A 25083-nucleotide genomic window follows, 5' to 3' on the forward strand; every position below is an offset into this window, starting at 1 on the left:
AAAACCAGTAAGGGGAATTAAGAATTAAGCCTATAAAATGACGGATATAATCTGCATACTACCGGAAGATTTGCTGTTAAACTTTTCATAGAGGATCGAGGTGAGAAAATGAGGACCTTAAAAGTGGAGTTCGGTTACAACGTTTCTTCTCGCAGAAAAGCCCTAAGGTTGACGCAAGAAAAGCTCGCTGAAATGTGCGAATTGGACAGAACGACAATCGGCCAAATCGAAGCAGGCAAATCAAATGCAACATTGGAGACGATTGAATTAATTGCGAATGCTCTAGACGTACACCCCTCCGAGTTACTAAAAACAGAAACGTACCATAGGGGGTAGAATACATGCAGTTATTCAAAAAACCAGAGAAAATCGATGACGTATTCTGTAAAGTTTTAACCCGCAATGATGACAGCGGACGACATGGGGTTTTGATTCCAGTTCACGCATACCGACTTTTCCCAACATTCAAAAACTTCATTCCGGATACACCTGAAAACTACGAGGAGGATATCATTACATATTGGGAAGAGTCAAGGGGATGGGCACAAAAGAAAAGTAAGTGGAAGCACTATCACAGATATCCCGAAAGACGTATGACATCCCTCTCACCCGAAAATTTGAACAACAAGATCGAAGGCTCATTAATTGTTGTGGGCAAATACCGTGACAACTATGAGTACGAATGTTTTGTTGTTAGTCCAGATGACCCACTCTACTTAGAAGTGGGTACGTTGTTCAATCTCGGAGAAGAAGGTGGCCAATTTGTTGGATCATCGATAATCCCAATTGCAGCTTTCGAAGGTGACAATGACGAAGATGAAGTCATTGATGAGTTAGTAGAAAAAATCAAACAGATTCGCTCACTGGGTTTCGTTAAGTCGTTAAAATCTGGGGACACAGGTGTTGGTTTCACATTCGAGGCACTGCTCGGTATTGCTGCTAATTCTGACAAGGCTCCTGACTATAAGGGTATAGAGATTAAGACAACACGATCTGCTCAATCAAAAGAGACTCGAAAAGCGTTAACAGGGAAACAAACACTTTTTTCTTTAATCCCGCAATGGGGAATTGCCGGTTCTAGAAAAGGACTAGTCGAAGAATTTGGCTATTGTGATAAGATACGAGGACGTACTGCCCTTTACTGTACTATTAAGGTCGTGCCAAATAGTTTAGGCTGGTCATTAGACGTGTCAGAGAAAGATGGACTAATCTACGTTTTGCGTGATGGAGTAAACGTTGTCCATTACTCTATGATCGATTTACAGAATTCTCTCGAAAGCAAGCATAAAGAGAGCGTATTCGTGACAGCTCAAGCACGAAAAAACAAAGATGGCTCCGAAGAATTTCTTTACGATTCAGTGTTACATTGCAAAGAAGTTTCGTTTGTGGAATTCATCACCATGATCAAAGAAAACCTAGTTGGAGTAGATTTTGCAATTCACTCTTCGGACGGAAAAGTTCGTGATCACGGATTCTTGTGGAGGCTTGAAAACAAAAAGTATGTACCTAGACTGTTTAAATACGTACAGGAAAGACTCTAATAAAAAAACCTCTGCCGACATATGGCAGAGGTTTTTTATTATTGATGAACAAGACTCTGTTTACTTGCTAGGATTGCTTTTTTGATTTCTAATGCAATTGCTTTAGCTAATAAGGGAGGGACCGCATTCCCAACCTGAGTGTATTGTGGTACATCTGACTTTCTCCGATCTCCGCCCGTAGTTCTTTTACCTAAAAACTCAAAGCTGTCATCGAATGACTGTAGTCTGGCCATCTCTCTAACCGTAAGACATCGATCCTCAAATGGACTGATAAAATCATCAGGTAAGGTAACCATTGTTAACGACTGTCGGTGTCTTTCTAACCTAATACGACTATTCTTTTTTGTTAGCAACGCCTTGAGCATTTCCTCTGTGATTTTCCCGCTCTTGAATGCTTCTTTTATCCGATCTGCCTCATACTTCCCTTTCAGTTTCCCTATACATTCCTCGATTAGATTTGGATACTTTTCATAATCAATTCCTTGGGCCAAAATTCTCTTGGCGACTTGTGCTGCGCTTTCACCTTCCTGAAACAAAGAGAATCGTTCACGCACAACAGCTGTATGTTTTGAAGACTCGTGATTTAAGGTAACGCCGTTACTAGGAATACGTCCTCCGGCAAGTGTCGGAGTTCTCCCATTTCTTGAATCGTTTTGATAGTCGGAAAGACCAAAAGCTTGACATTGCTTGCCAAACACCAGATCACTTATTGCTTCATCTACGGTTACTTTTTGATCACTTTCTGCTGTCGAAGCTTCGGGATAGCTTGGAATTGCCAGCCGATCCCCTTCATGATTTCGGAAAGCGATAAAGATAACCCGTCTTCGTTTTTGTGGCACGCCATAATCTGACGCATCCAATAACCTCGGCTCTATCGTAACATAACCAATGCCGTCAAATTCTCTTCTTAAGATATCAGGTACCAGACAATTTTGAGGATATACTTCTCCATTAACTCCAATAAAATTATCTAGTTTCGTATCAAGAAAACCTTCTACATTTTCCATAACAACATACTTGGGCTTAATATCTCGGATAAGACGAATATATTCTTTAAACAACTGATTACGAGGATCATTCTTGTCCCTACGTCCCGCCCGACTAAACCCCTGACACGGAGGACCACCAAAAACTGCATCAATCTCGGGGAAAGCTTGTCCACTGAACATCTTAAGGTTCTTTACTGCGTCCTTCACGAACTCTTCCGTAAGATCCCTTATATCTGCACATTCGAAGTGTGTATTCTTGCCTTGAATAAGTCCTAACTTCTCATGCCGATTCGTATATGTTCTCATGACGTCTCGATTTATGTCACTTGAAAAAATGATGTGAAACCCTGCCTGAAGAATCCCTTCGCTCATCCCTCCCGCTCCACAAAATAAGTCAATTGCTAATGGCTTCATTTCAGACACCTCTTCTTCACTGTCTTTCTCGAACGTACTTTCGTATAATGTTATTATCCTAAAAAAAAGCCGATCTGTCCAGGCCTAAATCATAGAAAATAGTGCCCTTTTTGGAATCGTCTCAAGTAAAAAACAAAACCACCTATACATAAATAAGGTGGTGGATAATTTATAGGAGCGAAAAATAAACCTAAACTTCGCGCTTTAGTATATTGACAATGCTGCTATTAACTGGATTTCCAAGTAGACTCAAAACTTGCTCCGCTATCGCTCGACCTAATAACGGTGGGACAGCATTGCCAATTTGCTGGTATTGGGAATCCTTACTCCCCATAAATCGGTAATCGTCTGGAAAGGATTGTAATCTAGCTGCTTCTCTAATACTTACAGCTCGATTCTTTGTCGGGTGTATCCACATAGACTTACGAACATTTACCACAGTACGAGAAGGTTTAGCATATTCTAATCTTAGATACACGGTTTTTTGTGTACGTTTAGGATCTGTATAATTTGATTTCTTGTCCTCATCAAGATCTTGAAAACTCTGACCTTGATCTAGTAATTTAAATCGTTCCATCGCAGTTGGTCGTGTATCAGTCGTAATGTGATTATATAATTCATTACCCTTACTACGGAGTAGTCTTTGTAATGGGTTTGTAGGTATATTAGATAAATTGATTTTTCCAGACACTACTGTCTTACTTGGCTCAATATCCTCAAGGTCTTGAATAGCCTCTTCAATGGTGTAATACTCCCCTTCAGTAAGAAAACCTTTCGGAAAACTTATTTTGGGCTCTGGACTATCCACTGTTTTCCTAATACCAATTACAAAGCACCGCTCCCTGTGTTGAGGAACACCAAAGTTAGCAGCACTAAGTACCTCAAAATCAACTGCATAATGCATACTTCTAAGTTTTGCTATGACATAATCGAAAACTTTGTATGTCTTGACTTCGACAGTACACTCGTCACCGGTATTCATGAAGCTGTAAATTATGCTATTTGCTTTTAACTCGGAAATCTTGGAAATAACTTTCTGAATCTGGATGATAGATTCAATATTATCGATTAATTTAGAGGAGATTTGACCATTAGTGATACTTTCAGATATCTCAACACCAAGACTATCCCAAAGCTCCATATAATCTCTGCCCCAAAGAACATGAATTCGCCGCCATTCATCTATAAACTTCTTAAATACATTGATATTCTTCTGCATATAGTTATTCATATTTTGGTACGAGGATCGCACACGATACAACGAGTTAAGTTTTGACATTACATCTTTTCTAAGGATGAATTGTGATAAAACTTCTTGGACTTGTACAAACCTTTTCAACTCATCTATAAATCTAGGAATTTTCCCAAGACTCAAATATTCTATTTCAGTTGTAATATTTAAATCATCAAGTTCATTTTCCATATCGGAAGAAAGGAAAAATTTGTGCGTATCTGAGGTTATGGTTTTAACATTCTCCATAACAAATGCTTTAGGAGTAAGATGCTTGATTGCTTTAATAAACTCTTTAACCAAACTATTATTACCTGAGATCAATGAATTTTTCTGTCTATTTGCATTCGAAAATCCTTGGCAAGGCGGACCCCCAATTACTACATCGATTTGTCCAAACTTATTGCTAAGTTCCTCATAATCAAGTTTTGTTACATCATTATAGACCTTAACTCCTCCTCGATTCTTCATATAGGTCTGAATGGCGTACAAGTTGATCTCAACTGCAGCCTTTGTTTCAAACATCTCTGTCTGCTCAAAACCAAGACTTAATCCTCCTGCACCTGCAAAAAGGTCTACTACTTTTAATCGATTTGTCATTTACCGTTTTCCTCCTGAACTTCGAACGAATGTTCTATTTATTCAATAAAACAGAGAAAATACCCTCCTTATGTCTAAGAAAGGTAAAAAGTAGAAATCTATGCTTCATGTGTGGTTGCAACAAACTCCGCTACTGTAGGTATAAGACTTTGACGCTCTTTCAGCAGATCCCAGCACTCTTCTTTTTTACACCATTGAGTGACGTTTGTACCAGCAGCCGTTGGATGGGTAATATGTTCCCATACGATTTTAGCTATTTCTGTGAGCATTTCTCTTAGTTTTTCATCTATATCTTGTCGTTGCCATATTTGCAGTAGATCTACCCTTTGTCCAGTCAGATAAGATAATAAAGCGATCGAATATGTTACTACATTTGCTTTATAACCAGGATAATCAAGATCTCTAACGATATTGTCGCACTCTTTAAAAAGAATCGCTTTCGCAACCATTTCCTTGAAATAATCCTGATCGGGTTCCTTATTGGCAAATTCGTCATTGATTACCTTGGTAAAATGGACAAAATTTGTTTCACCGCCTTTACTGACTAAGTGGGGAAACTGTCTCCAAGACATATCGTATTTAGCAACTGCTGTTTTAACTAGTTTTTGCTTGTTTGGATGTCGATCTAAAAACTCTTTTCTTTTCTTAGGTGACAATTGTCGATTAGCTTCAACCATATATTGGCCTCTAGCCTGTTTATCGCATAATGAAAATGCAGAATGTCGCGGCGTAAAAGTGCAGACTTTGCCCGCGACATTTTGGCATTAAAAAAGCACTTGCCAACATCGATCTACTATCTTACCCTACGGTTTGCGACGACCAAGGGGGATCGAGAGGATGTTGAAAGTGCCTGAGCAACAGTATATCAAATTTTTGCGCGAACACGAAGGGTGTTCGATTACCGAAATTGCAGAACGATTGGACATAAATTGGAGAACTGCCAAAAAATATGCGGACAAGGACGATTGGAACGAGACGACTGGAAAACGATTCGGACGTTATCCGGTTCTCGGTCCGTTTCTCGAAATCATAGATACATGGCTTATGGATGACGAGGCTCTTCCACGCAAACAGCGCCACACCGCTCGGCGGGTCTTCCACCGTCTCAAAACAGAGCATGGATTTAATGGCGGCGAACGAACGGTACAGGAGTACGTGTCCAAATGGCGGGCGGCTTACGCCCATGAACGAGCGAAGAGTTACGAACGGCTGGAGCATCCAGGTGGCGAAGCCCAGGTGGACTTTGGAACCGCGCATGTTTCGCAGAATGGGAAGTTGGTGGAGCGCAAGATTCTTACAGCGTCTTTCCCATTCAGCAACGCTGCTTTCGCATTCCCTGTTCCTTCGGAAAATAGCGAGTGCTTCCTCGAAGCCTTGAAGCGCCTCTTTGAGCAAATAGGTGGTGTACCGCGACGAATCTGGTTTGACAACCTCGCGGCAGCGGTTGCATCCATTGAGAAGAACGGTGACCGAAAGCCGACTGATGCGTTCGCAAGGTTTTGTGCTCATTACCGTTTCGAACCAGTCTTCTGCAATGTGGCAAGTGGCAACGAGAAAGGAAATGTAGAGAACAAGGTCGGTTACGGCAGGAGGAATTGGTGTGTCCCAATCCCCATAATTCAATCGCTCGACCAATTGGCTGAACATCTGGAAAAGGAATCTAGGGAGGATCGTCAACGCATTCACTATGCGAAGAAGGAGAAGGTGGACGATCTATGGCGACAGGAGCAGACAATGCTTTACTCCCTGCCATTAGAACCGCTCGAAGTCTTTCGCCTGGATATAGGCCGATTAAACAAATATCGTGAACTGTCGTTCGAGAAAGTCAAGTATCCACTCCCGCAATGCAAAGCGGAGCAGCGTGTGTTGCTCAAGGTCAAGTGGGATCGGATTGAGGTATTGGACGAATCTTACAGCAAGATCTTCGAGTTTCCGCGCCCCTATACGGACAAGACGATAGAAGTCGAGTGGAGAGCCGTTTTGGACGGGCTCAAGCGGCGCCCCCGTTCCGTCAAATACTCGACCTTTGTGTCGATGATGCCCGAGACCCTGAAACGCTTCTTGAGGGAAGTGGAGTCGGAGAATTGTAAGGCACGCCTGTCACTTGTGAGACGTTTGTTGGAGAACTATTCGATGGAGGAGATCGCCGATGGCCTGCACGAACTCATGCCTTGGGATTCTCGCGCTGAAACGGCTCTAGAGCACGCCTTGTACAAGAAACGGCATCCTGAGTTTCATCCTGAACCGTTCCAAGAGCTACACACCCCGACAGAGATTCAAGGCTATCATCCCGGTGACTTGGCTAATTACAACGACCTGCTGGGGGTGACACTATGAATACAGAGATGTTGGCGCAGGCGTGCAAAACGCTCCATCTGGCGCATGTGATGAGCAACTACGATTCGGTTCCGTTCGAGAATCGGATTGACTTCTTGCTGGCAATCCTGCAGTCGGAGATCCAAGGACGTGAGTCCAGCAAGATGAAAAGACTGTTGAAACGCGCCAATTTCCCGCATTTGAAAACGTTTGAAGGGTACAACTTTGAGGAAGTCACGTTTCCAAATCATTGCACGGAGCAGTCGTTACGAGAACTCGCCTTTCTGAAACATAAAGAAAACATTTTGATGTTGGGCAAGGTGGGAACTGGGAAAACCCATCTGGCAATTGCTTTAGGAATGGAAGCCTGTAGGCAGGGGCATAACGTGAGGTTTTACCGTGTCTCGGAGCTGGTTGGAAAATTGCTGGAAAGACATGAAAGCGGGACTTTGACGAGATTTCATAAGGAACTGATGAAGTGTGACCTGTTGATTTTGGATGAGGTGGGCTTTGTACCGTTTCACCAAACGGGCGCTGAACTTCTGTTTCACGTCATCTCGGAATGCTACGAGCAGCGAAGTCTCATCGTGACCTCCAATCTGGAGTTTGGACAGTGGAACAGCGTGTTCGGTGATACACGATTGACCAAAGCGCTGGTGGACCGATTGGTTCACCACGCGCACATTCTGGGCTTCACGGGCGAGAGTTATCGCTTGCGCCATGCTCTATCGAGCGTAAATTCATAAATTTCGGTGTTGGCGGTGCTATGCACAAAATGGCCGCGACACTCTGCACTTTTTAGTTGCGAAACACACTCTAGCCCTTTCATAAAACCACATTGTTGTAGATTTTCCACGAAAATCTTTATTTGGTGCCCATATACTTCTAGACAACCTTTCCAAGGCAATATGATACTTGTCATTCGAATTAAAATCGGAAATATTGATTTTCGTTTGACTGTTTGCATATTTCGATATCGAAGAAACTACAAGGTCTGCCTGACTCAGATCCTTTAGAATTGTAAGTTTCATTTGTACTTGAGCTTTTGATAGATCGATTTGTTTATGCTTCAATCCATAATACAAAGAAGCTGTTGTTTGACCTCCATTGACGATCTGCCAGCCCACTAACTCTTCTAATGCCAATGTTTCATCCGTTTCAGAATTCCCACTGAAAACGGCTTTTTCCGCGGTAGTTGAAATACCATTATTGTAAGCCAAAAACATATGCGGCTCTTGCAATAGAGTATCTCGAATACCCTTATTTACCTTACCAGTGGCTTGAAGATAAGAACGAACATTTCGCTCGATCAACCTTTGTCCCCACTTTTCATAAATTTTCGCCAACATTTCTCCAGAAATAATAGCAACGTAGGAGGTATAGACCTCATTCTCGTCCAGAGTTCGTAGACATTGCAACGTTCTCCCAAATTCGTCTACAAAGTTTATTTTCAGCAATTCCGGCCCAATATTTTGATGTGCAAATTGGTAAAGTCGCTCGATATCCCAAACACGATAAATAATATTGATACCATCAAAATCTTCATTTAGTGGAAGTTGGTTGTTCGTAATCCCGTTCGTAACTACAAACACTTCTAGCTTACTCCAATTACCACGCTGCTCATAAATGAGGTGTGCTAGTGCGTAAGCCTCGTGGGATTCTTCGATTGTTTCGGCTAGTCCGCCTAGACTTTTGACAAAAAAGTTCTTCCCACGCTTAAAAAGGTCTTCGATTGTTTTCGCATTAATTTTACGTACATGGTTTATTGCATCGAAACTCGATATAAATAACACAAGAGTATCGGTTTCTTCCCGATACTCATAGGCGTTAATTTTCATCCCGGTTTTCTTAAAAAAACACACTTGGGGATCAAAACATTCTTCTGCGTCAACTAAGTACCCACAAAACTTTTCAGTAAAAGTATCTTCTTGGGAACTATTGTTCGCTTGAGTATCCCCCAGTGTTTCTTCCAAGAATTCCTTCGCAAATGTATCCAAGGTAATCATTTAGCTCTGCTCCTCCACTCCACATAATTTTACAATTACTTTCTCTGTAGTTGTTTTATGTGATTCGCATGCCGATAAGTCAACTGAATAAGTCACATTACTGACGCCAACCGGTAATTGAGCAACGAGAATTCTAGGAAAATCATCATTTACATGATAGGAAAGAACATCTCGAATTACATACCCAGTTGTGTATGTTTTCGAATGTATTTCCAAATAGCCCGCAAATAACAACAGTTCTTCAAATCGGCCCAATGCAACTAGATCAATACTTAACTTTGAACGAATCTCTTCGACAATAGCTGGTAAGGAAGCACTTGTATTATTTAACTCCCCAATAGAAATGTACGTTAAAAATAAAGCATCTAACCCGGTATCATCAAGCTGTATTTCGCTTGATACTTTAAAGCTCCGATGTGAGCTCGATATTGAAGTCTTGATCTCAACGGCTATGGTCTGGTTAACAAAATCATGGTTCTTTCGTTCAACACCTTGCCAATATTCTATTACATTTGTATGACTTCCAGAATCTATCAACCGGTTTAAAAACCATAATTCCCCAAACAAGCCGCGCTGCTGTATGTTAGATAGTCCGCCTTTCCCGTAAGAACTGAAAAACATCTTCCATTTTTGCAAGATGTTTTTCAGAAAGACGTGCAATATACTTTCGGTGTCTAATTCCAAAAGTTTATTACAGATATTCCCCATGAACACTTCAAAGATCTCACGGTCTTCCGCTTTCTGGTTATATAGTAATAGAAATGGACTATTAGTGTAATTCAAGATACTCATTTTTAGTTGCTCTACAACCATACCGTCCCAACGCGGAAGCTGTTCCAGTTCACTATCAGACCACTTGCCAGAGAGCTTAATCAAAATATATCGTTTTTCTTTGCTTTTGTCTGTACCAATAAAAACCTTTACTGGCGAAGAACTTGAGATGAATCTAGCAAGAAGAAAATCGGTACTTGCTACCTTCGGATCATTATCCAAACTCTCCAAAATAGACAAAATATTAATCATTCAACTCCAGCTCCCCAAAAACGTTATTTGCAACGTAATCAACGGAAAGAGCAGTGTCACTGCCTGGAAAACTTAGAGCAATACCAATTGGGGAGTGTTTTAAGTCATGCATCGTAAATACCTCACTAGACACATCCAACGGGTAGATTAAAAGAAGTCCATTTTTCTTGTCCCTTAAAGTCTTTCTTACCTCTTTATTGGACATTTTTTCAGCATTAACTATTTCCTTTTGACTCTGATTGAGATCAAACAATTCGTGATCGGGTGTAACCAATCGTTTGATGGATGCAATTGTGTCGTGATAGATAACACCATCTTTTGAGGTGTTTCGTTCTACTCTCCCAACATGATGTCCACCCAATGTTTGATCTTCAGAACTATCACCAACGTTGATCAAGGCTACAGACCATGATGTTAATTCACCTTGGAGATATTGTTTTGTAATATATTGACTTAAGTAACGAGCATTGGCTCTTGTGCAATACTTGTGGGTTTTGAATTCATTCAAGAAGTCGATAATTGTACTTCCATCAACGTTATCCCACATTAAATGCTTGCCTGGATTATGTCTGCCACGTTTTGCAAAGTAATTTTGATCAGGAGTACCCAATTTAGACACAAATTCGTCCGTGAGTATAAAATTACTCTCAAGTATTTTTTCATCAAGATCAAAAACAGTGGTTTCACTAATACTTCCGGCATAGCTTAATTTCATATGAATACCAGTTTTCATTTTGACTTGACTTGTAATCGACATAATGGGGTGGGCCATTACTTTGAGACCGAATTCTTCCGGAGTTGCGCCATGCGCTGCCATTGTTTGTAATTCGTCTCTCAGTTCTTCCATAGCAGTTGCAATATGCCTAAACCATGTTACCAAATCACCTGTCGTATAAATTCTACACAGATCTTTATAGCCGTCCCGATACCCGAACCATCTGCCCATTTGCATCAATGTATCGTACATTTTGCTTGTTCTGAGATAGTAACTAACAGTTAAGCCATCTAAGGTTAATCCTCGAGATAATTTGTCACCACCTACGGCGATTACATTCAAACCAGTTTCGTTGTATTCTTTGTAATCAAGAACGTCTCCGGCAGATCCATTTATCTCTTTTACCTTAATACTTTCCATAGTGGCAAGAAGCTGCGATTCGATTAGTTCCCATGTTTCAGGCGCTACTTGAATATCCATTTCATAAGTTGTTTTAACATAATCGGATTCCCATAGCTTTTTTAAAACATTCTTTATATCACTAGTACCTGATTGTCCATAACGAATCTCTCTCCAAATATTGCTTACATAATCTGACACCATTTCGTGGATTCTGTTCTGAACCGCATTATACCTAGTGACATGTACGAGCATAGAGTTATGTTGTTACTACTGCCCTATAATGTCCGTAAATTGACAGGCTCTGCTGTCCAAGAATTGACGAAAAAGATGACCGCGTGAGCGATGTTAAACCTGAAAGAAAAAACGGGAGAATCAAGTCAATTCTCCCGCGATTACCCGTTTCACCATGTGGTCGTCAATGATTCGATGCTTATTTGCTGCTCCATAGATCAGACTATGTGTGGCAGCCTTATTAACCAAGCGAATCGTACCACTTGAATAACGATAGATCTCATCGACCGCACCATCCGTGAAAATGTCACGGCTAACGCCCGCATATTCCAGATGACGAGCTATGTACGCCCCAACCTGTGCGCGGTCGTAGTGAACCAGTTTGCACTGTAGATCAATCCTTTGCCGAATGGCCGTAAACATCTGGAGTTGAAGGCGATCCCACAGTTCATTTTGTCCGACCAGGATCAGAGCCATTGGACTCTGGGCATCCATTTTGAAGTTCAGCAGAAACCGTACTTCTTCAAACATTTCTTTGTCTAGCAGATGCGCTTCATCGACCACCACGACTGGTTGCAGGCGATGAATCCCCCGCATCAGCTCAATTTCCCGATGCAGTTGTCTCTTGCTGTCCCCTCGATAAAACTTCGCTTCACACCCCAACTGTTCAAGCAATCCCTTGTAAAAATGGCGAGGCGTTAGCTTTGAATCGGATAGGTACAACAGTTTAAATCTCGATGTGTCGAGCACATCCGCGAATCGGCGGATGGTCGTTGTTTTACCAGTTCCGCAATCGCCGGTCACAACGGAGAACCATTGCCTTTCGGCCGTATATTCCAATCTCTCAAGCGTTTCTTCCAAAACATCCGACGCATACAGCTCATGGGTAGGCATATCACGAGAAAAAGGGGTTCTCGCCATTTCATAAAACGCCTCAAACATCTCGCTTCGCCTCCTCCCGAATTTTGCGGAATGAGACGGCGCGTGTTTGACGTTCTTTCCTGACTTGATTCTTCTTCTCCGCAGCGTCCAGTAACCGTGAACCTTCGACTATAAGCGGTTCAATTGTCGACGGGATAGAGGGGCGTCTTCCTGCCCATTCACCTATGATCAGTTCTTTCGCCTGCCACGGTGTATGGCTGCCATACTCAATTGTAATCGTCGAGATGTCACGCGGGTCGTAGACGACTTCAACCTTTTGTCCAATGAAAGAAAGCCCGACCTCGTATTTCTTCCCCATAAAACTAATACAGCCAGCCTTGTCCACTTTTCTCGTTTCGCTGTGTAAAAACGCATCCGCAATGAGAGATTCCTCGGCGAGCCGGAGCGGCGTCGAGCCGCTTCGAAATGCCACCTGCGGGCTAGAATTGTCATCGAGTGCGGAATGGGGTTTGGTCTGGTAACATTCGGTGAGCCAAACTTGGAACAACAGATTGAGCTGGTCGAGTGTCTGGGGCTTTTCAAGCGCAGCTTCCGTTAGGAAACTGTCTATGACCCGGTTGAAGCGCTCGATTTTCCCTTTGGATTCGGCTGCATATGGCCTAGTAAAGCGAAGACGTATGCCAAGTTTTGCACATGTACGAGTCATACTTTTGGTTCGAAATTGCTTGCCGTTATCAAAGTAGACAGAATCAGGTACGCCATTTGTTTGTATTGCGAAACGGAAGCAGTCTTCTACGATCGTTTGGTCGAGTGTTGGATAGAAAGCCGCATGCAACACATAACGAGTCGCATCGTCGATGAACGCAACGAGATAGACTTGCTTGTTGGCTCCGCCTTCACCAATCGGTAGATACGGCCCGAATTTTATGTCAGCTTGCCACAGTTGGTTACGCTGTTTGTGTTGAAAGCGTCTGGCCGCAAGGCCAGAGGTTGAGTATAGTCGCATGTGGCGAGTGCTGTAGCCGTTCTCCATCAATTTTTCCTGCAAGGTGCTGCGCTTGATCTCACCGGGCTTCGCTAAACCTTCCCACTCCAAGATCTGAATGATTTGTGCAACACTGCGGCTGGGTACTTCTCGGCGAAGCAGGATGGCTTGCTCAAGGAGATAGGGAGTAATTGCTTCGGCTGTTTGCCTTTGACCCTTCCCTTGAGGTCGAAGTCCGGCGAAACCTTCGGCCCGGTAGGCAGATAGATAACGACGGAGAGTTCTTTCGGATAAGCCGGTTTGTTCACAAATGGCTTTCTTCAGCTCTTTGGCTTTTCCAGGGTCAATACCATCGGCCAACAGAGGAGAGATCAACTGCATCCGTTCGACGGCGATCTCTTCTGCCTTTTTGTCGTTTTTCATAGGAATCTACAGTCCTTTCCAATAGGATGTAGATTCACGATACCTTAGGGAATCGCGGACAAGAAGGCGAAACGGGTATGTACCCATAATTGAGAATGAACGATGGGTCGGACAACTCTCGCCAGCCAACCTGCCTCTTGTCCAACGTAATGTCCGATCCTTTGGAGTGCAGACGGTGAAGGTACGGACAATGGCTCCACCGGATTTTCTTGACGCGCTGCAACCGTTGATAAACAATTAACCCAGTATTGCCAGCACACCTTGAACCAAATGTGCCAGCGATACAGGGTTGATTCATCAGCGGCTACGTCTGAGGTCTGCGCCTGAGACAAGACTGCTTCAAGGCATTCGGCTTCATAACGTTTATAAGGAACGAGCAGGTCCGGCAACTCATGATGGATCTTCCCGCACCCCTTGCAACGCAAACGACGAATGATATAGGTGACCCGTTCACTGGTTGGCTTACGCCCAATGCGACTCCTGCTACCGATCACGAACAGTTCATGCTCACAGACAGGGCAGATATGCTGCTCTGCACTCCTAACGAAAAACACCACGTTTTCTATTTTCTTCGAGCCCATAATTTGATAAAATGATCATGCGATTTTTTGGGACGACTCTGGTGCAACTGTTAGCGCAGCGGCACATCATACAGAGTCGTCTTTTTCCTTTTTTTAATTTGTACGTGGTCATTATATCCGTCAATTTTTGGACAGGCAATAGCGTCAGCTTTTGGTCAATTGGCATTGGCTGTAACATTATGTGCCTTGAGCTGTCCCCGTACCCTTCTAATAGCAGTGGAAAGGATAAAGGAGTGAATTGCTTCTTTAAGCGAGTCAGGAACTCCGGAGGGAACAAATTCCTTACTCTGTTTCTTAGGTATTAACGCATCAGCATCTTTAACAATGCGAATCAATGGTTGCTGTCGGTCCTTTTCATTATTGAGTCCAAAAAATTCAGCAGGTCCAACATAATTTGAAGGCTTAGGTAAACTAATAATGAAACTATTCGGGAACAGTTCATCTCCAAACTCATCATGAGTCGCCGCATTATGAACGTATATGTTTGCAAAAGGAGTAGCGGTATAACCTACATATGCACGCTGATCAAATGTAACGTATAGTTGTCGAATCAACTTATTAATTGTGGTCGGATCATATTCTTCTAATACTTTCCCATCTTCATCGAGAACATCACCAGTGTTAATAGATGCTTGGTCCGCTTCGTCGTCTATCAGCAAGAGGGGTACCCTTTTAACTGTTTTACGTCCTGAAATTGGATCTTGTTCAGCTAACGGACTTTCATCTCTAAAATATTTGACTAGATTCCGTAAGACACTTGCGTTTTTCTTAACTACTAAGAGGAAGGGTTGAGCCCCCGGATGAACACTCACTGTACTTGCTATACTTCTACTAAAGTCACCGTTCTCATCTCTTGAGGTAAGGAACCCAATATTGACAAATCGTTCACCGGTAAGAGTACTTACACCAATTTTTGCACCTTTTTGATCCTTAAAATGTTTTCTACTTGTTTCACAACCCAACACTTCTTCATCCAGTCTCATCTGGGTTTGGCTGCGTAAGTTGTTATGCATTCCGGCAAGAACGATTACAAGTTGATATCCAGCATCAATCGCCTTGTTAATTAAACCAGTAAAATTGGCAGTCTTTCCGGATTGTACATAGCCAACAACAAGACCACGACGATCATATGACCGATTATGATCTTTAGGATTCTCAAGTAACCCTAAGATTTCGTCTGATGTTTTGTCAATCGTATCAACAATCTTTAATGGCCATTTTTTTCTCTGCAATAAATAGTTCCGGTAACGATTCCAGAGCTCCCATTTGATATCTGCTTTGTTTTCAAGCAACCAAGGAATGTGTTTTTCATCCTCATCTGTCAGTATGGAAGAAGACCCTACACTTATATTGATTGCAGCTTGAATATCGTTAAAAAGTTCTTCTTTGCTGACGTCCATGAAGAACCCTGTTGCTTGTTCTACAGCAAGACGGATTGCTTCAACTATATCATTACCTTGAGCACTATAAGTCTGAAAAAGCGTTAATGCTATATTTCGAGCACCATCATAATTATTCATCGCTATCATGACCTCCTAATATTTCAGAAATTAACTCAGGGAAGCGGTAAAATGGTTCCATCTTCATAACTTGATGTCGAATGGTGCTGCTTGTATTTCCCGAGCTTTTTAAAGCAAGCACAACGGTTTGCAATAACTTCCTAACCTCAACAATTCTGCTTTCGTCTATTTCAATTTCATTTGAATCACCAGAATCATTATCTGGACTAAACATCACAAGATTACTAGGCAACGTTTCCTCAATTAACGATAGAAAAGAATCTAACACTTTACGCTTTTTGTCATCGCTACCTATAATCGAGTTAATTATTGGATGCTCCCTATTGATCTTATAGAACGATTGCCCATGCCTCTTTATTTGCTGCCAAACAAAAGTCCTCTGAGAGCTATTTGCAGTTACTTTTGTTCCACGATGATAGTAAACCTTATGTGACTTGACTCGGGTTAATCTGCCAACCCTTTTTAATTCTTCTACTAATCCTTCAGGCGGTTTGGCAAATGCCTTTTTAACATCAATATTCCAAATAAAATCGGAATCACTGGTAATATCAACCTTTATCCTTGCAAGTTTATAGGCATCCTCCTTCCTGAATAGATTAAACCAGCTCCCGGCAACCAATAGACGTTGATTTCTGTAAATATAGAACCCTTGATGGTCATTCCAACCGTTAGTTCCTTCAGCATATTCATACACTTCACGTGAGATCTTGGAATGATGAGGAAGAACATATGGTTGAATAGTTACAACAGACGTTCCATCAGCATATGTCTCCGGTGAAAGTTCCTGAGTTGCAGGTTCTTTTGTGAGAAACGGATCCCAAGGGACTACCCTTCTGCCATTAAGGAGGATCTTGACTGGATTAGGCCTACTAAGGTATCTGTGAAAGACCATACCAATATGTTTTTCTACCCGTTCCACTTGTCGTAAAAAAGCATTGTATGATCTTTCATCAGTGGATTTCTTATCGATGAACCTATCGATTATCTCCCACAATACAATAGTACCAGAGCCACCTGTAGGAATATTACCTAGACGCTTTTCTGAAAGATGATTGAACGGAGACTTTAACAAAGTCCATTTCTTCTTTTTTTGTATCAGATCCAAATCCCAACATCGAATGCTCTCCGAAGAATCCCTTGTCCTTGACCTCACAGAAAGCCTTCTACACTGAGAAAAAGAAGCAGTCTTCAATCCCATACCAAATCGGCCAAGGTCGCTTTTACTTCTTTCATCCAGAGGGCTTTTGGAACCTAGTCTCATTGCACGCACTAACTCATCTTCGGTCATTCCCGTACCATCGTCTTCGACCCTAACGTACGAGTCTGTCCCTTTCCAGTAGAAATCAATCTTAATCACTCTGGAATTTACGGCTAGACTGTTGTCGATTATATCTGCAATTGCGGTTTCAAGTTGATACCCAATTGCTCTTAGCGATTCAACTATGGATTCTGCAGATGGGTCAACTATTTCGAAGTCTTGGTTCACGATGATGAACCCCCTAGTTAATAGACATATGTACCTTCTAGAATGAGTTAGTTACTATTTACTAAGAGTATATCATATTATTTAGGAAATACGTTCATTACATTAGAGCACATTTCAGGAGAAGCAGGAAACGATTGCATCAAAGAAATTGCAGTTTATTTCTTCGATTAACAAACTATTTTCCCCTTAGCGAACCCCTTTTGATAAACTACTAGTACTGAACAAACATTTGGAGGGGTTATATGGATACTGTAACTCATACGCTTTTTGGTATTGTTCTTTATCGTGCAATCAACAAAGTCGAAATGACACCGAGCTTAAAAAGATCCTTTTTGTTCACTTCATTAGTCGGCAGCCAAAGCCCCGACATCGACGTAATCTCACAACTCTGGGATACACAAGGCATGTACCAAATGTGGCACCGCGGCATCACACACTCAATTTTCATGGTGCCTATATGGGCTATGCTCTTATCCCTAATCTGTTTCCTTATCTGGCGCACCAAGGACAAACGGATCTTCTTCCTAGGGGTGCTAGCGGTCTTCATACACGACACCTCAGACATATTTAACGCTTGGGGAACTGGTTACTTCGAGCCATTTACGCATGCCCGCCTCACCTTTGGTACGATTCCAATACTGGACCTGACGATCTGGGCGATCATTCTTGGTGGGCTTATCTTTGCAAGAGTTCGGAAGCACATTGCTTCTCATAAAGTCTTCAAAGGCGTTTGGTGCCTGATTACAGCACACATCATCATCCAGTCGGTGCAAGGATACGCGATCTATCAGTCTGTGGATGATCGTTACGAGCAGGTAGCGTTATCTGCTGAGTTTGCTCCTTGGAACTATCAGGTGATTGGGAAACACGGGGATATGGTGGAGATATCGAATGCAACTGTGTGGAGTGAACCTGAAGTAGTGTATACACTCCCTTCAGCGACAAAAGCAAACTTGGACGAACTGTTTGAAAAGAACCCCGCTGCTAGGACACTCCGACAGTGGTCCCCGTTTGTGGTAATTGTTGACGATGATAAACAACTAGGGATATACGACCCCCGCTTCTACCGTAATGGGCAATCCTTTCTTTTTGAATATATCGAGAAAAATAACAAAGGAGCAAACTAATGGCTACCGAACGGAACCTCCCCAATTATTTCAGGAGTTTTGCAGATGAACTAAACACAACGAAAAATAGAATACGAAATTTAATTGGAGAAGAACATTGGGGAATGGATGGATCACACAAAGAGGCAATTCTCCGTGAGACCTTGAGAAAGTTTTTACCTAGCAAATTCGAAGTCGGCTCAGGTTTTATAATCGACGACTCCGGACACTCTTCAAGTAAACAAATCGACATTTTGATTTACGATAATGCCTCGCCGCTAATTTACAGGTCTTCCGAATTTGTAATTGTACCTAGACATTATGTCAGAGCTGTAATTGAGGTTAAGACTGACATTTACTATAAAGTTCAGAGAGAAAGTGCTTTTGAAAATCTATATTCTGCTCAAACTATACTGAATACTGGAGCTAATGAGGTCTATACCGCGATCTTTGCATACGACTATAAGGATATTGGACAAAAAAGAATCGAAGGAGTTAGTACACACATAGTAAAGCGAATGTCAGAGTTCTACCTAAGAAAATACGCTGAAATGAATAGACATTTTGCAGTTTGCTCAGAAGATGAGTTCCTTCGCAAATATTGTCTATCCGCTTTCTGCATCAACCAACAGATGTATGGACTACACTGGAACAATGACGACAATCCAGAGTTCGGTATGTACAATACCGAAGAAAAATCTTTTAACTTCTTCGTGTCCAACCTGCTAAATACATTGGATGAAAAGGTTCAAGGAAGTCTTTGGTACCCGGATGAGAAAGAATCTAAAAGATTCTTTAAAATCAGCCTACTCTGAGGTGAACAGATGAATAACACGAAAAAGTCCGCCTTTCTCGTCGGCGCCAGTGGCCTTGTAGGGGGCGAAGTGCTGACGCAGCTCCTGAGCAACGATACATACTCCAAAGTAACCATTTTCGTCCGCAAGCCCCTGCCTCACTCGCATGCGAAGCTGGAGCAGGTAGTGGTCGACTTCGACAACCTCCCTGCCTACAGTGAGCACTTCCTAGTCAACGATCTCTTCTGCTGCCTTGGCACCACGATCAAGATCGCCAAAACCAAGGAGGCGTTTCGAAAGGTCGACTACACCTACCCGCTGGAACTGGCACGGCTAGCCAAGGAGCACGGCGTGGAAAAGTTCCTCATCATCACGGCGATGAGTGCGAACGCGAAGTCTTCTGTTTTCTACAACCAAGTCAAAGGCCAGGTCGAGACGGACATCCGCGCGCTCGACCTGCCCTCGCTGCACATCTTCCGCCCTTCCCTGCTGCTCGGTGAGCGCAAGGAATTCCGTCTGGGTGAGCAGATGGGAACGGTGGTGTCCAAAGCGCTCACACCGCTGATCCCAGCCAAGTACAAGCCCATTCACGGGCGCACGGTGGCTGCTGCGATGATCAAGGTGGCGCAGGATGGCCAAAGCGGGACACACGTCTACGAGTCAGATCGGATCACCGCTCTGGGGAAGTAAGTAGCTCTCATGGGAAAGAACGACACACAAAGAAAAGCCGGACTTCACGCACCACGCGTAAAGTTCGGCTTTTTTATATACCCGCTTCTAATACGGCTGGTCCTTCTTCCGATCCACATACAGCCCTCCGCCCTCTTGTGCTTCGGCATAGAACACTTCTTTGTACGTCGGAATCCCTTGCTGCTTTAACTGCTGCTCCAGCCACTTCTCATCCCTTTTGATCGTCTTGAGGTTATGTGTCAGCAACTGCCCGTCAGATACGATCTGCACGCCAAACGGGGCAGTGTTGGCGCGGCCGGTTTCGACGTCGTGTTTGGAAGCGGGCAGGTGTTTCGTCTTTTTCAAAATACTCAACTGGCCGTCCGGTTCGAGGATGGCGTAGTCGACTTCGGTGAGCGAGAAGATGCGCTCTTGGCGGAGCAGCATGATCAGCTCCTCGACGTTCATCTTTTCTTTGCGCAGGGACTTCTCCAGGATCTTGCCTTCTTTGATCACCACGGTCGGCTCGCCTTCGAGCAGGAGGCGGATCTTGCGGGACTTTTGGGCAAGCATCTCTGTGACGTAGGACAGACCGCCCCAGATGACCATGGAGACGAGCGCATGCAGGAACGGGATCAGCGGGTTGAACGCGACCATCGCGGCGCTGGCGCCAAAGGCGATGCTGGAGATGTAGTTAAACGCGGTGATCTGGCGAATTTGCTTTTTGCCGAGCAGTCGGGACAGGACCAGCAGGGCGACAAACGCCGCGAGGGGCCGGTAGAAGGTATCGAGATGCAACGGGAACCACTCCTTTCCCCTTACTCTTCCCCGACTGCCAGAATTGTATGGGTGCAGTTAAATGCTCCCGAACTTCCCAGAATCTTAGGTGGGTTGAAGCATTTACAGAGTCTGCAACGGTTGCTAAGATGTTGATTGACATAAAAAATTCAACGAATTCCCGAGGGGAGACAACCACCTACAATGGCAAAGAACCGCTTCAAGTTTCTGACATCCGCAGTTGCAACTGCTGCCCTGATTGGTACTCTGGTAAACCCGGCATCTGCCGCAGAAGGCAGTGCTTTTAAAGATATCTCCGATAGCTATGCAGAAGAAGCAATCATGTTCCTCAACCAATACGAAATTCTGATGGGCGTTTCCGATACTGAGTTCGCTCCGACCCAGAAAATGACCCGTGAACAGTTCGCGACAATGCTGGTAAAAGCACATGCTCCGAACAATGCTCCGAAGCTGAACAAGGCATTCGTGGATAACACGAAGCAAACCGAATGGTACTATAACTTTGTACAAACTGCTTTTGATGAAAAGATCATGAGCGGCGTTGGCAAAAACAAGGCTGGCCAAGACGTGTTTGGCGTGGGCCAGTCGATGACTCGTGAGCAGGCGCTCGTTGCGACTATGAACATGTTCGGCATGACCGACCTCGTTGATCCGGAAGCAACTCCGGACTTTGACGATGCAGACAAGATCTCGGACTGGGCAAAAGGCTATGTCGCGCTGGCTCAAGAGATGGGCATCGCGTTTGGCACCGGCAATGGCATGTTCGATCCGCAGGTAGCGACCACTCGTGAGATGGGCGCGCAAATGCTGTTCAAGACCACGATGGAAATCGTCGAGAACGGCACGTTTGTTAACATCGGCTTTGGCGGCTTTGAAAACGTCGTAGCTGGTCAGGAAACTGCATTTACCGTGTCTGCTGCAACCTTGAACGTTCCGGAAGAAATGGCGCTGCGCTACCGTGCCACCTTGGTCGGCAAAGACGGCACTCCGGTTGCGAACCAGACGATCTCCTACCAAACCGAACTGGGCTGGTTGTCCTTCACCACCGACGCTAACGGCGTAGCATTCTTCGGCCCGGCAGCAGGCTTCAAGCCGGCTGAAATCGGTCTGGAATCGGAAGAAGGCCTCACCACCAACTTCAAGACCACCATGGCAACCGCTGGCGACTACACGCTGAAAGTTGCGTTTGTTGACGCGACAACCAGCGAAGTGCTGGGCGCTGAGTTCACGAAGGACTTCACCGTAGCTGCGGCTGCAACTACTGAAACCGGTACTACTGAAACCGGCACTACCGAAACTGGCACCACCGAGACCGGCACTACCGAGACCGGCACTACCGAAACCGGCACTACCGAAACCGGTACTGTTGTTGAGTAATTGACTCACCTATAAGCATGCCATAAACCCGCCCTCCGCGATTGGAGGGTGGGTTTTTTCTTGGCTTCGTGCTACTCTATAAGCACTGACCATTTTTTCGTTGAGCGGAGGAATTGAGAGATGAAACAAGCTGTACGTATCGCCCTGCTGCAGATGGACATCGCGCTGGGCCAACCCCAGGCCAACTTTGCCAAGGCGGCCGAATGGATTGAAAAAGCGGCTGCACACGGCACCGACCTGATCGTATTGCCGGAGATGTGGAACACCGCCTACTCCTTGCAGAACATCCGCGACATCGCCGACCAAAACGGGGCCAAGACGCGTGAAGTGATCGGCGGGCTGGCTGCGAAACACGGCGTGAACATCCTCGCCGGATCGGTCGCAGATGTGCGCGGGGGCGAGGTGTTCAACACCACGTACCTGTTTGACCGTACCGGCGCTGTCGTTGGCGACTACTCGAAGATTCACCTGTTCCGCCTGATGGATGAGGAAAAATACCTGCAGGGCGGCGACGAAGTGGGTCGCTTCTCGCTCGACGGCGTGGAGATCGGGTCGATGATCTGCTACGACCTGCGCTTCCCGGAACTGTCCCGCACGCTGTCGCTGTCCGGCGCACAGGTGGTGTTCATCCCGGCCGAATGGCCGCACCCGCGCCTGAACCACTGGCGGCACCTGCAGATCGCCCGCGCGATCGAGAACCAGATGTTTGTCGTCTCCTGCAACCGCGTCGGTCGCGCTGGGGACACGGAGTTCTTTGGCCACTCGATGGTGATCGACCCGTGGGGCGAGATCCTGCTGGAAGCGGACGAGGCGGAAGGCATCCACCACGTCACGATCGACCTCGGCATCGTGCCGGAGATCCGCAGCCGGATTCCGATCTTTGAAGACCGCCGTCCGGAGCTGTACAAGCAAAAATAGACGGTCGCGGAGCACCGAAAGGGACGTGCTTGCATCTTCTAAGGGTAGGGGTTACGTACAATCTTTCCCCCTGAGAGGAGGCGTCTTCATGGGCACTTTCGGTTACTACACCCGTTGGGCAGTGGTGTTCCTGATCATCTTCGTTCTGTTCTTCCTGCTCGTTCCGGAATACTCCGGCGCTGGTGGTTGCTAATACCACCCTGCAAAAGACCTCCCGTGCATCTGCACGGGAGGTCTTTTGCCTGTTTGGTCCGCTCGTCGTCTCTACAGCAGGTTGTGCCACTCTTTGTTCTGCGCGATCTCTTCGTAACACTCCGCACACAGCTGGCCAGCCGTGTCGATGTAGTTACGGCGCTCGTAGGACGGCGTTTCCGGCTCGTAATCGGTTTCGGCTTGACACAATGCACATTGTTCATGGTGTTGAGACATGTTGATACCTTCCTTTCATATCTTAAATGTTATTACTGATTATACAGAATTCTCCGCAAAAAACAAGCGGAATTTTCTGAAAAATAGGTGAATGATTGGATAACAATTTGTGAAAGCTGCCCTGCCGACCTCAATACTATGGTTTGTATTTTCCGCCCAGAGTATGCAAAAAAGGGCTGATTGCTCAGCCCTTTTTCAGGTACGAAATCACTTTGTCTGCCGTTGTGATGCCCTGCCCGATGCAGTCCGGGATGCCCAGGCCGGTAAAGCCCGCTCCGGCGAAATACACGCCCGGCAGGTCGCGCTCGGCCTGGTCGGTGAACGACTTGACGCGGTCGAGGTGCCCGACGGTGTACTGTGGCATGGAGCGCTTCCAGCGCGTGACGATGGAGAAGGCCGGGTCGGCCGTCACACCCATCGTGGACTGCAGGTCTTTGCGCACGCGGCGGATGATCTCCTCATCCGGCTCTTCGACGATCGCTTCATCGCCGCCGCGCCCGACGTAAAAGCGCATCAGCACTTTGCCGTCTTCGGCGGTGTGCAGCCATTTGCTCGACGTCCAGGTCGCTGCTGTGATCGTGATGCCTTCTTTCTTCGGCACAACGAATCCGCTGGCATCGAGCGGGAAATCGATCGCGCCTTGGTCAAACGCCAGCACGACGGTCGCGACCGATACGTACGGCACTTGGTTGAGCTGCGTCTTCGCCGCAAAGGAAGCCGGCAGCATGTTTGCCGCTTCGAAGTTCGGCGTGGTCAGCACCACCGCATCCGCTTCGAGCGCGCTGCCGTCTTGCAGGCGCACCGTGTAGCCGCCTCCCTCCCGCTCTTCCAGCTTCTCGACGCGAGTGTTCTTGCGCACTTCGGTGCGCTTGTACGCCGCTTCGATGCTTTCGATCAGGCGGGCCAGACCGGTGCGGAAGGTCAGGAAAACGGAGTTCGGCAGCGGGCGTGCACCCAGCTCCGGCTTTTTCGGGGCGTTTGCTTGCGCCTTGGCTTCTTGGGCTTGGGCGAGCATGCCGCGGATCAGCGAGCCGTGTTTTTGTTCCAAGGTCTCGTACTGCGGGAAGGTCGCGCGCATCGAGAGCTTGCGCAGGTCGCCCGCGTAGATGCCGGCCAAGAGCGGCTCGGCGAGGCGGTCGACCACTTCGGTGCCGAGTCGGCGCTCAAGGAAAGCGCCAAGCGACTGGTCGCCTTGGTGCGTGCTCTTCGGCTTGATCAGGTCGAGCCCGGCGCGGAGCTTGCCGCCCCAGGACAGGAGCGTCGTGGTCGCAAACGGCATGAACTGGGTCGGAACGCCGATGTTCAGGCCCTGCGGAATGCGGTGCAGCTTGCCTTGGTGCAGGATGTAGGTCTTGCGCGCGTTTGGGTTGGTGCCGACCAGTTCCCCGTCGATGCCCAGTTCCCGGCACAGGTTGACCGCTGCCGTCTTGCGGGCCAGAAAGGAGTCCGGGCCTGCTTCGATGACGAATCCGTCGCGGCGCACAGTCTGCACTTTGCCGCCGAGCTTGTCGTCCGCTTCGAGCAGGATGACTTGCAGATCGACGCCCGCTTCGCGCGCTTGTTGTTCAAGGTAGTAGGCGGTGCTCATCCCGGTGATGCCGCCGCCGATGACTACGGCTGTTTTCCCCTGTTGTTGTTCCATCCGAT

At 45.6% G+C, this 25083-nt stretch carries 22 protein-coding genes and 1 pseudogene; 9 read left to right on the forward strand and 14 right to left on the reverse strand.

The window, feature by feature from the left end; translation table 11 throughout:
* Positions 1 to 108: 108 nt before the first annotated feature.
* Positions 109 to 336, forward strand: coding sequence for a helix-turn-helix domain-containing protein (locus CBW65_RS25225; protein ID WP_087458806.1), 228 nt, complete (start codon positions 109 to 111; stop codon positions 334 to 336).
* A 5-nt stretch (positions 337 to 341) separates the two neighbouring features.
* Positions 342 to 1541: an MvaI/BcnI family restriction endonuclease gene (locus CBW65_RS22560; protein WP_087458807.1), complete on the forward strand. Its 1200-nt coding sequence runs from the start codon at positions 342 to 344 to the stop codon at positions 1539 to 1541.
* Positions 1542 to 1579: 38 nt separating this feature from the next.
* On the opposite strand, the gene CBW65_RS22565 is transcribed toward CBW65_RS22560, so the two are convergent.
* The 3 genes and pseudogenes from CBW65_RS22565 to CBW65_RS22575 form a co-directional block, all read right to left on the reverse strand.
* Positions 1580 to 2944: a DNA cytosine methyltransferase gene (locus CBW65_RS22565; RefSeq protein WP_087458808.1), complete on the reverse strand. Its 1365-nt coding sequence runs from the start codon at positions 2942 to 2944 to the stop codon at positions 1580 to 1582.
* A 190-nt stretch (positions 2945 to 3134) separates the two neighbouring features.
* On the reverse strand, positions 3135 to 4775 hold the full coding sequence (locus tag CBW65_RS22570; RefSeq protein ID WP_087458809.1) for a DNA cytosine methyltransferase: 1641 nt from the start codon (positions 4773 to 4775) through the stop codon (positions 3135 to 3137).
* A 98-nt stretch (positions 4776 to 4873) separates the two neighbouring features.
* A pseudogene (locus CBW65_RS22575) lies at positions 4874 to 5461 on the reverse strand (AIPR family protein); the annotation flags it as partial.
* A gap of 151 nt (positions 5462 to 5612) precedes the next feature.
* On the opposite strand from CBW65_RS22575, the gene istA reads away from it, so the two are divergent.
* Positions 5613 to 7112 carry an IS21 family transposase gene (gene istA, locus CBW65_RS22580; protein WP_087455348.1) on the forward strand — a complete coding sequence of 500 codons (1500 nt, stop codon included), beginning with the start codon at positions 5613 to 5615 and terminating at the stop codon, positions 7110 to 7112.
* Complete coding sequence (gene istB / locus CBW65_RS22585) at positions 7109 to 7837, forward strand: IS21-like element helper ATPase IstB (RefSeq protein ID WP_087455364.1); 729 nt, start codon at positions 7109 to 7111, stop codon at positions 7835 to 7837. The genes istA and istB overlap by 4 nt, the downstream gene beginning before the upstream one ends.
* Before the next feature lie 18 nt (positions 7838 to 7855).
* Here istB and CBW65_RS22590 read toward each other — a convergent pair whose 3' ends face one another.
* The 8 genes from CBW65_RS22590 to CBW65_RS22625 all read right to left on the reverse strand — a co-directional run bounded on the left by CBW65_RS22590 (position 7856) and on the right by CBW65_RS22625 (position 17345).
* Positions 7856 to 9097, reverse strand: a complete 1242-nt coding sequence (locus CBW65_RS22590; protein ID WP_087458811.1) for an AIPR family protein — start codon at positions 9095 to 9097, stop codon at positions 7856 to 7858.
* Positions 9098 to 10120 (reverse strand): PD-(D/E)XK motif protein, encoded by a 1023-nt coding sequence (locus tag CBW65_RS22595; protein ID WP_087458812.1) that lies wholly within the window; start codon positions 10118 to 10120, stop codon positions 9098 to 9100. It abuts the gene before it with no gap.
* Complete coding sequence (locus CBW65_RS22600; RefSeq protein WP_087458813.1) at positions 10113 to 11489, reverse strand: Z1 domain-containing protein; 1377 nt, start codon at positions 11487 to 11489, stop codon at positions 10113 to 10115. The genes CBW65_RS22595 and CBW65_RS22600 overlap by 8 nt, the downstream gene beginning before the upstream one ends.
* A 120-nt stretch (positions 11490 to 11609) precedes the next feature.
* Positions 11610 to 12410 carry an ExeA family protein gene (locus CBW65_RS22605; protein WP_087455883.1) on the reverse strand — a complete coding sequence of 267 codons (801 nt, stop codon included), beginning with the start codon at positions 12408 to 12410 and terminating at the stop codon, positions 11610 to 11612.
* Positions 12403 to 13758: a DDE-type integrase/transposase/recombinase gene (locus CBW65_RS22610; RefSeq protein WP_087455884.1), complete on the reverse strand. Its 1356-nt coding sequence runs from the start codon at positions 13756 to 13758 to the stop codon at positions 12403 to 12405. Before CBW65_RS22610 ends, CBW65_RS22605 begins: the two co-directional genes overlap by 8 nt.
* A gap of 44 nt (positions 13759 to 13802) precedes the next feature.
* Positions 13803 to 14339 carry a DUF6431 domain-containing protein gene (locus CBW65_RS25000; RefSeq protein ID WP_232463330.1) on the reverse strand — a complete coding sequence of 179 codons (537 nt, stop codon included), beginning with the start codon at positions 14337 to 14339 and terminating at the stop codon, positions 13803 to 13805.
* Between the two features lie 155 nt (positions 14340 to 14494).
* Positions 14495 to 15859, reverse strand: a complete 1365-nt coding sequence (locus tag CBW65_RS22620; protein WP_087458814.1) for a hypothetical protein — start codon at positions 15857 to 15859, stop codon at positions 14495 to 14497.
* Positions 15852 to 17345: an ATP-binding protein gene (locus CBW65_RS22625; protein ID WP_157722136.1), complete on the reverse strand. Its 1494-nt coding sequence runs from the start codon at positions 17343 to 17345 to the stop codon at positions 15852 to 15854. The genes CBW65_RS22620 and CBW65_RS22625 overlap by 8 nt, the downstream gene beginning before the upstream one ends.
* Before the next feature lie 242 nt (positions 17346 to 17587).
* On the opposite strand from CBW65_RS22625, the gene CBW65_RS22630 reads away from it, so the two are divergent.
* The 3 genes from CBW65_RS22630 to CBW65_RS22640 are packed head-to-tail and all read left to right on the forward strand — an operon-like array spanning position 17588 to position 19935.
* Complete coding sequence (locus tag CBW65_RS22630; RefSeq protein ID WP_087458816.1) at positions 17588 to 18472, forward strand: metal-dependent hydrolase; 885 nt, start codon at positions 17588 to 17590, stop codon at positions 18470 to 18472.
* Positions 18472 to 19266, forward strand: coding sequence for a DUF6602 domain-containing protein (locus CBW65_RS22635; protein WP_087458817.1), 795 nt, complete (start codon positions 18472 to 18474; stop codon positions 19264 to 19266). The genes CBW65_RS22630 and CBW65_RS22635 overlap by 1 nt, the downstream gene beginning before the upstream one ends.
* 9 nt (positions 19267 to 19275) lie before the next feature.
* Entirely contained in the window at positions 19276 to 19935 is a 660-nt protein-coding gene (locus CBW65_RS22640; RefSeq protein ID WP_087458818.1) for an oxidoreductase, read from the forward strand.
* A gap of 87 nt (positions 19936 to 20022) precedes the next feature.
* On the opposite strand, the gene CBW65_RS22645 is transcribed toward CBW65_RS22640, so the two are convergent.
* Positions 20023 to 20712, reverse strand: a complete 690-nt coding sequence (locus CBW65_RS22645; protein WP_087458819.1) for a DUF421 domain-containing protein — start codon at positions 20710 to 20712, stop codon at positions 20023 to 20025.
* 183 nt (positions 20713 to 20895) lie between these two features.
* Between CBW65_RS22645 and CBW65_RS22650 the strand changes: the two genes are divergently transcribed.
* Positions 20896 to 22089, forward strand: coding sequence for an S-layer homology domain-containing protein (locus CBW65_RS22650; RefSeq protein ID WP_087458820.1), 1194 nt, complete (start codon positions 20896 to 20898; stop codon positions 22087 to 22089).
* Between the two features lie 120 nt (positions 22090 to 22209).
* The gene (locus tag CBW65_RS22655) at positions 22210 to 23007 is read left to right on the forward strand and encodes a carbon-nitrogen family hydrolase (RefSeq protein ID WP_087458821.1); all 798 of its coding nucleotides are present in this window, start codon (positions 22210 to 22212) and stop codon (positions 23005 to 23007) included.
* A gap of 264 nt (positions 23008 to 23271) precedes the next feature.
* On the opposite strand, the gene CBW65_RS24455 is transcribed toward CBW65_RS22655, so the two are convergent.
* Both CBW65_RS24455 and hemY read right to left on the reverse strand, forming a co-directional pair.
* Positions 23272 to 23436, reverse strand: coding sequence for a hypothetical protein (locus CBW65_RS24455; RefSeq protein WP_157722137.1), 165 nt, complete (start codon positions 23434 to 23436; stop codon positions 23272 to 23274).
* A gap of 184 nt (positions 23437 to 23620) precedes the next feature.
* Positions 23621 to 25078 (reverse strand): protoporphyrinogen oxidase, encoded by a 1458-nt coding sequence (gene hemY / locus CBW65_RS22660; RefSeq protein ID WP_232463399.1) that lies wholly within the window; start codon positions 25076 to 25078, stop codon positions 23621 to 23623.
* Between the last annotated feature and the right edge of the window lie 5 nt (positions 25079 to 25083).

Origin of the sequence: Tumebacillus avium, assembly GCF_002162355.1 — a bacterium.
Classification (GTDB): Bacteria; Bacillota; Bacilli; order Tumebacillales; family Tumebacillaceae; genus Tumebacillus_A; species Tumebacillus_A avium.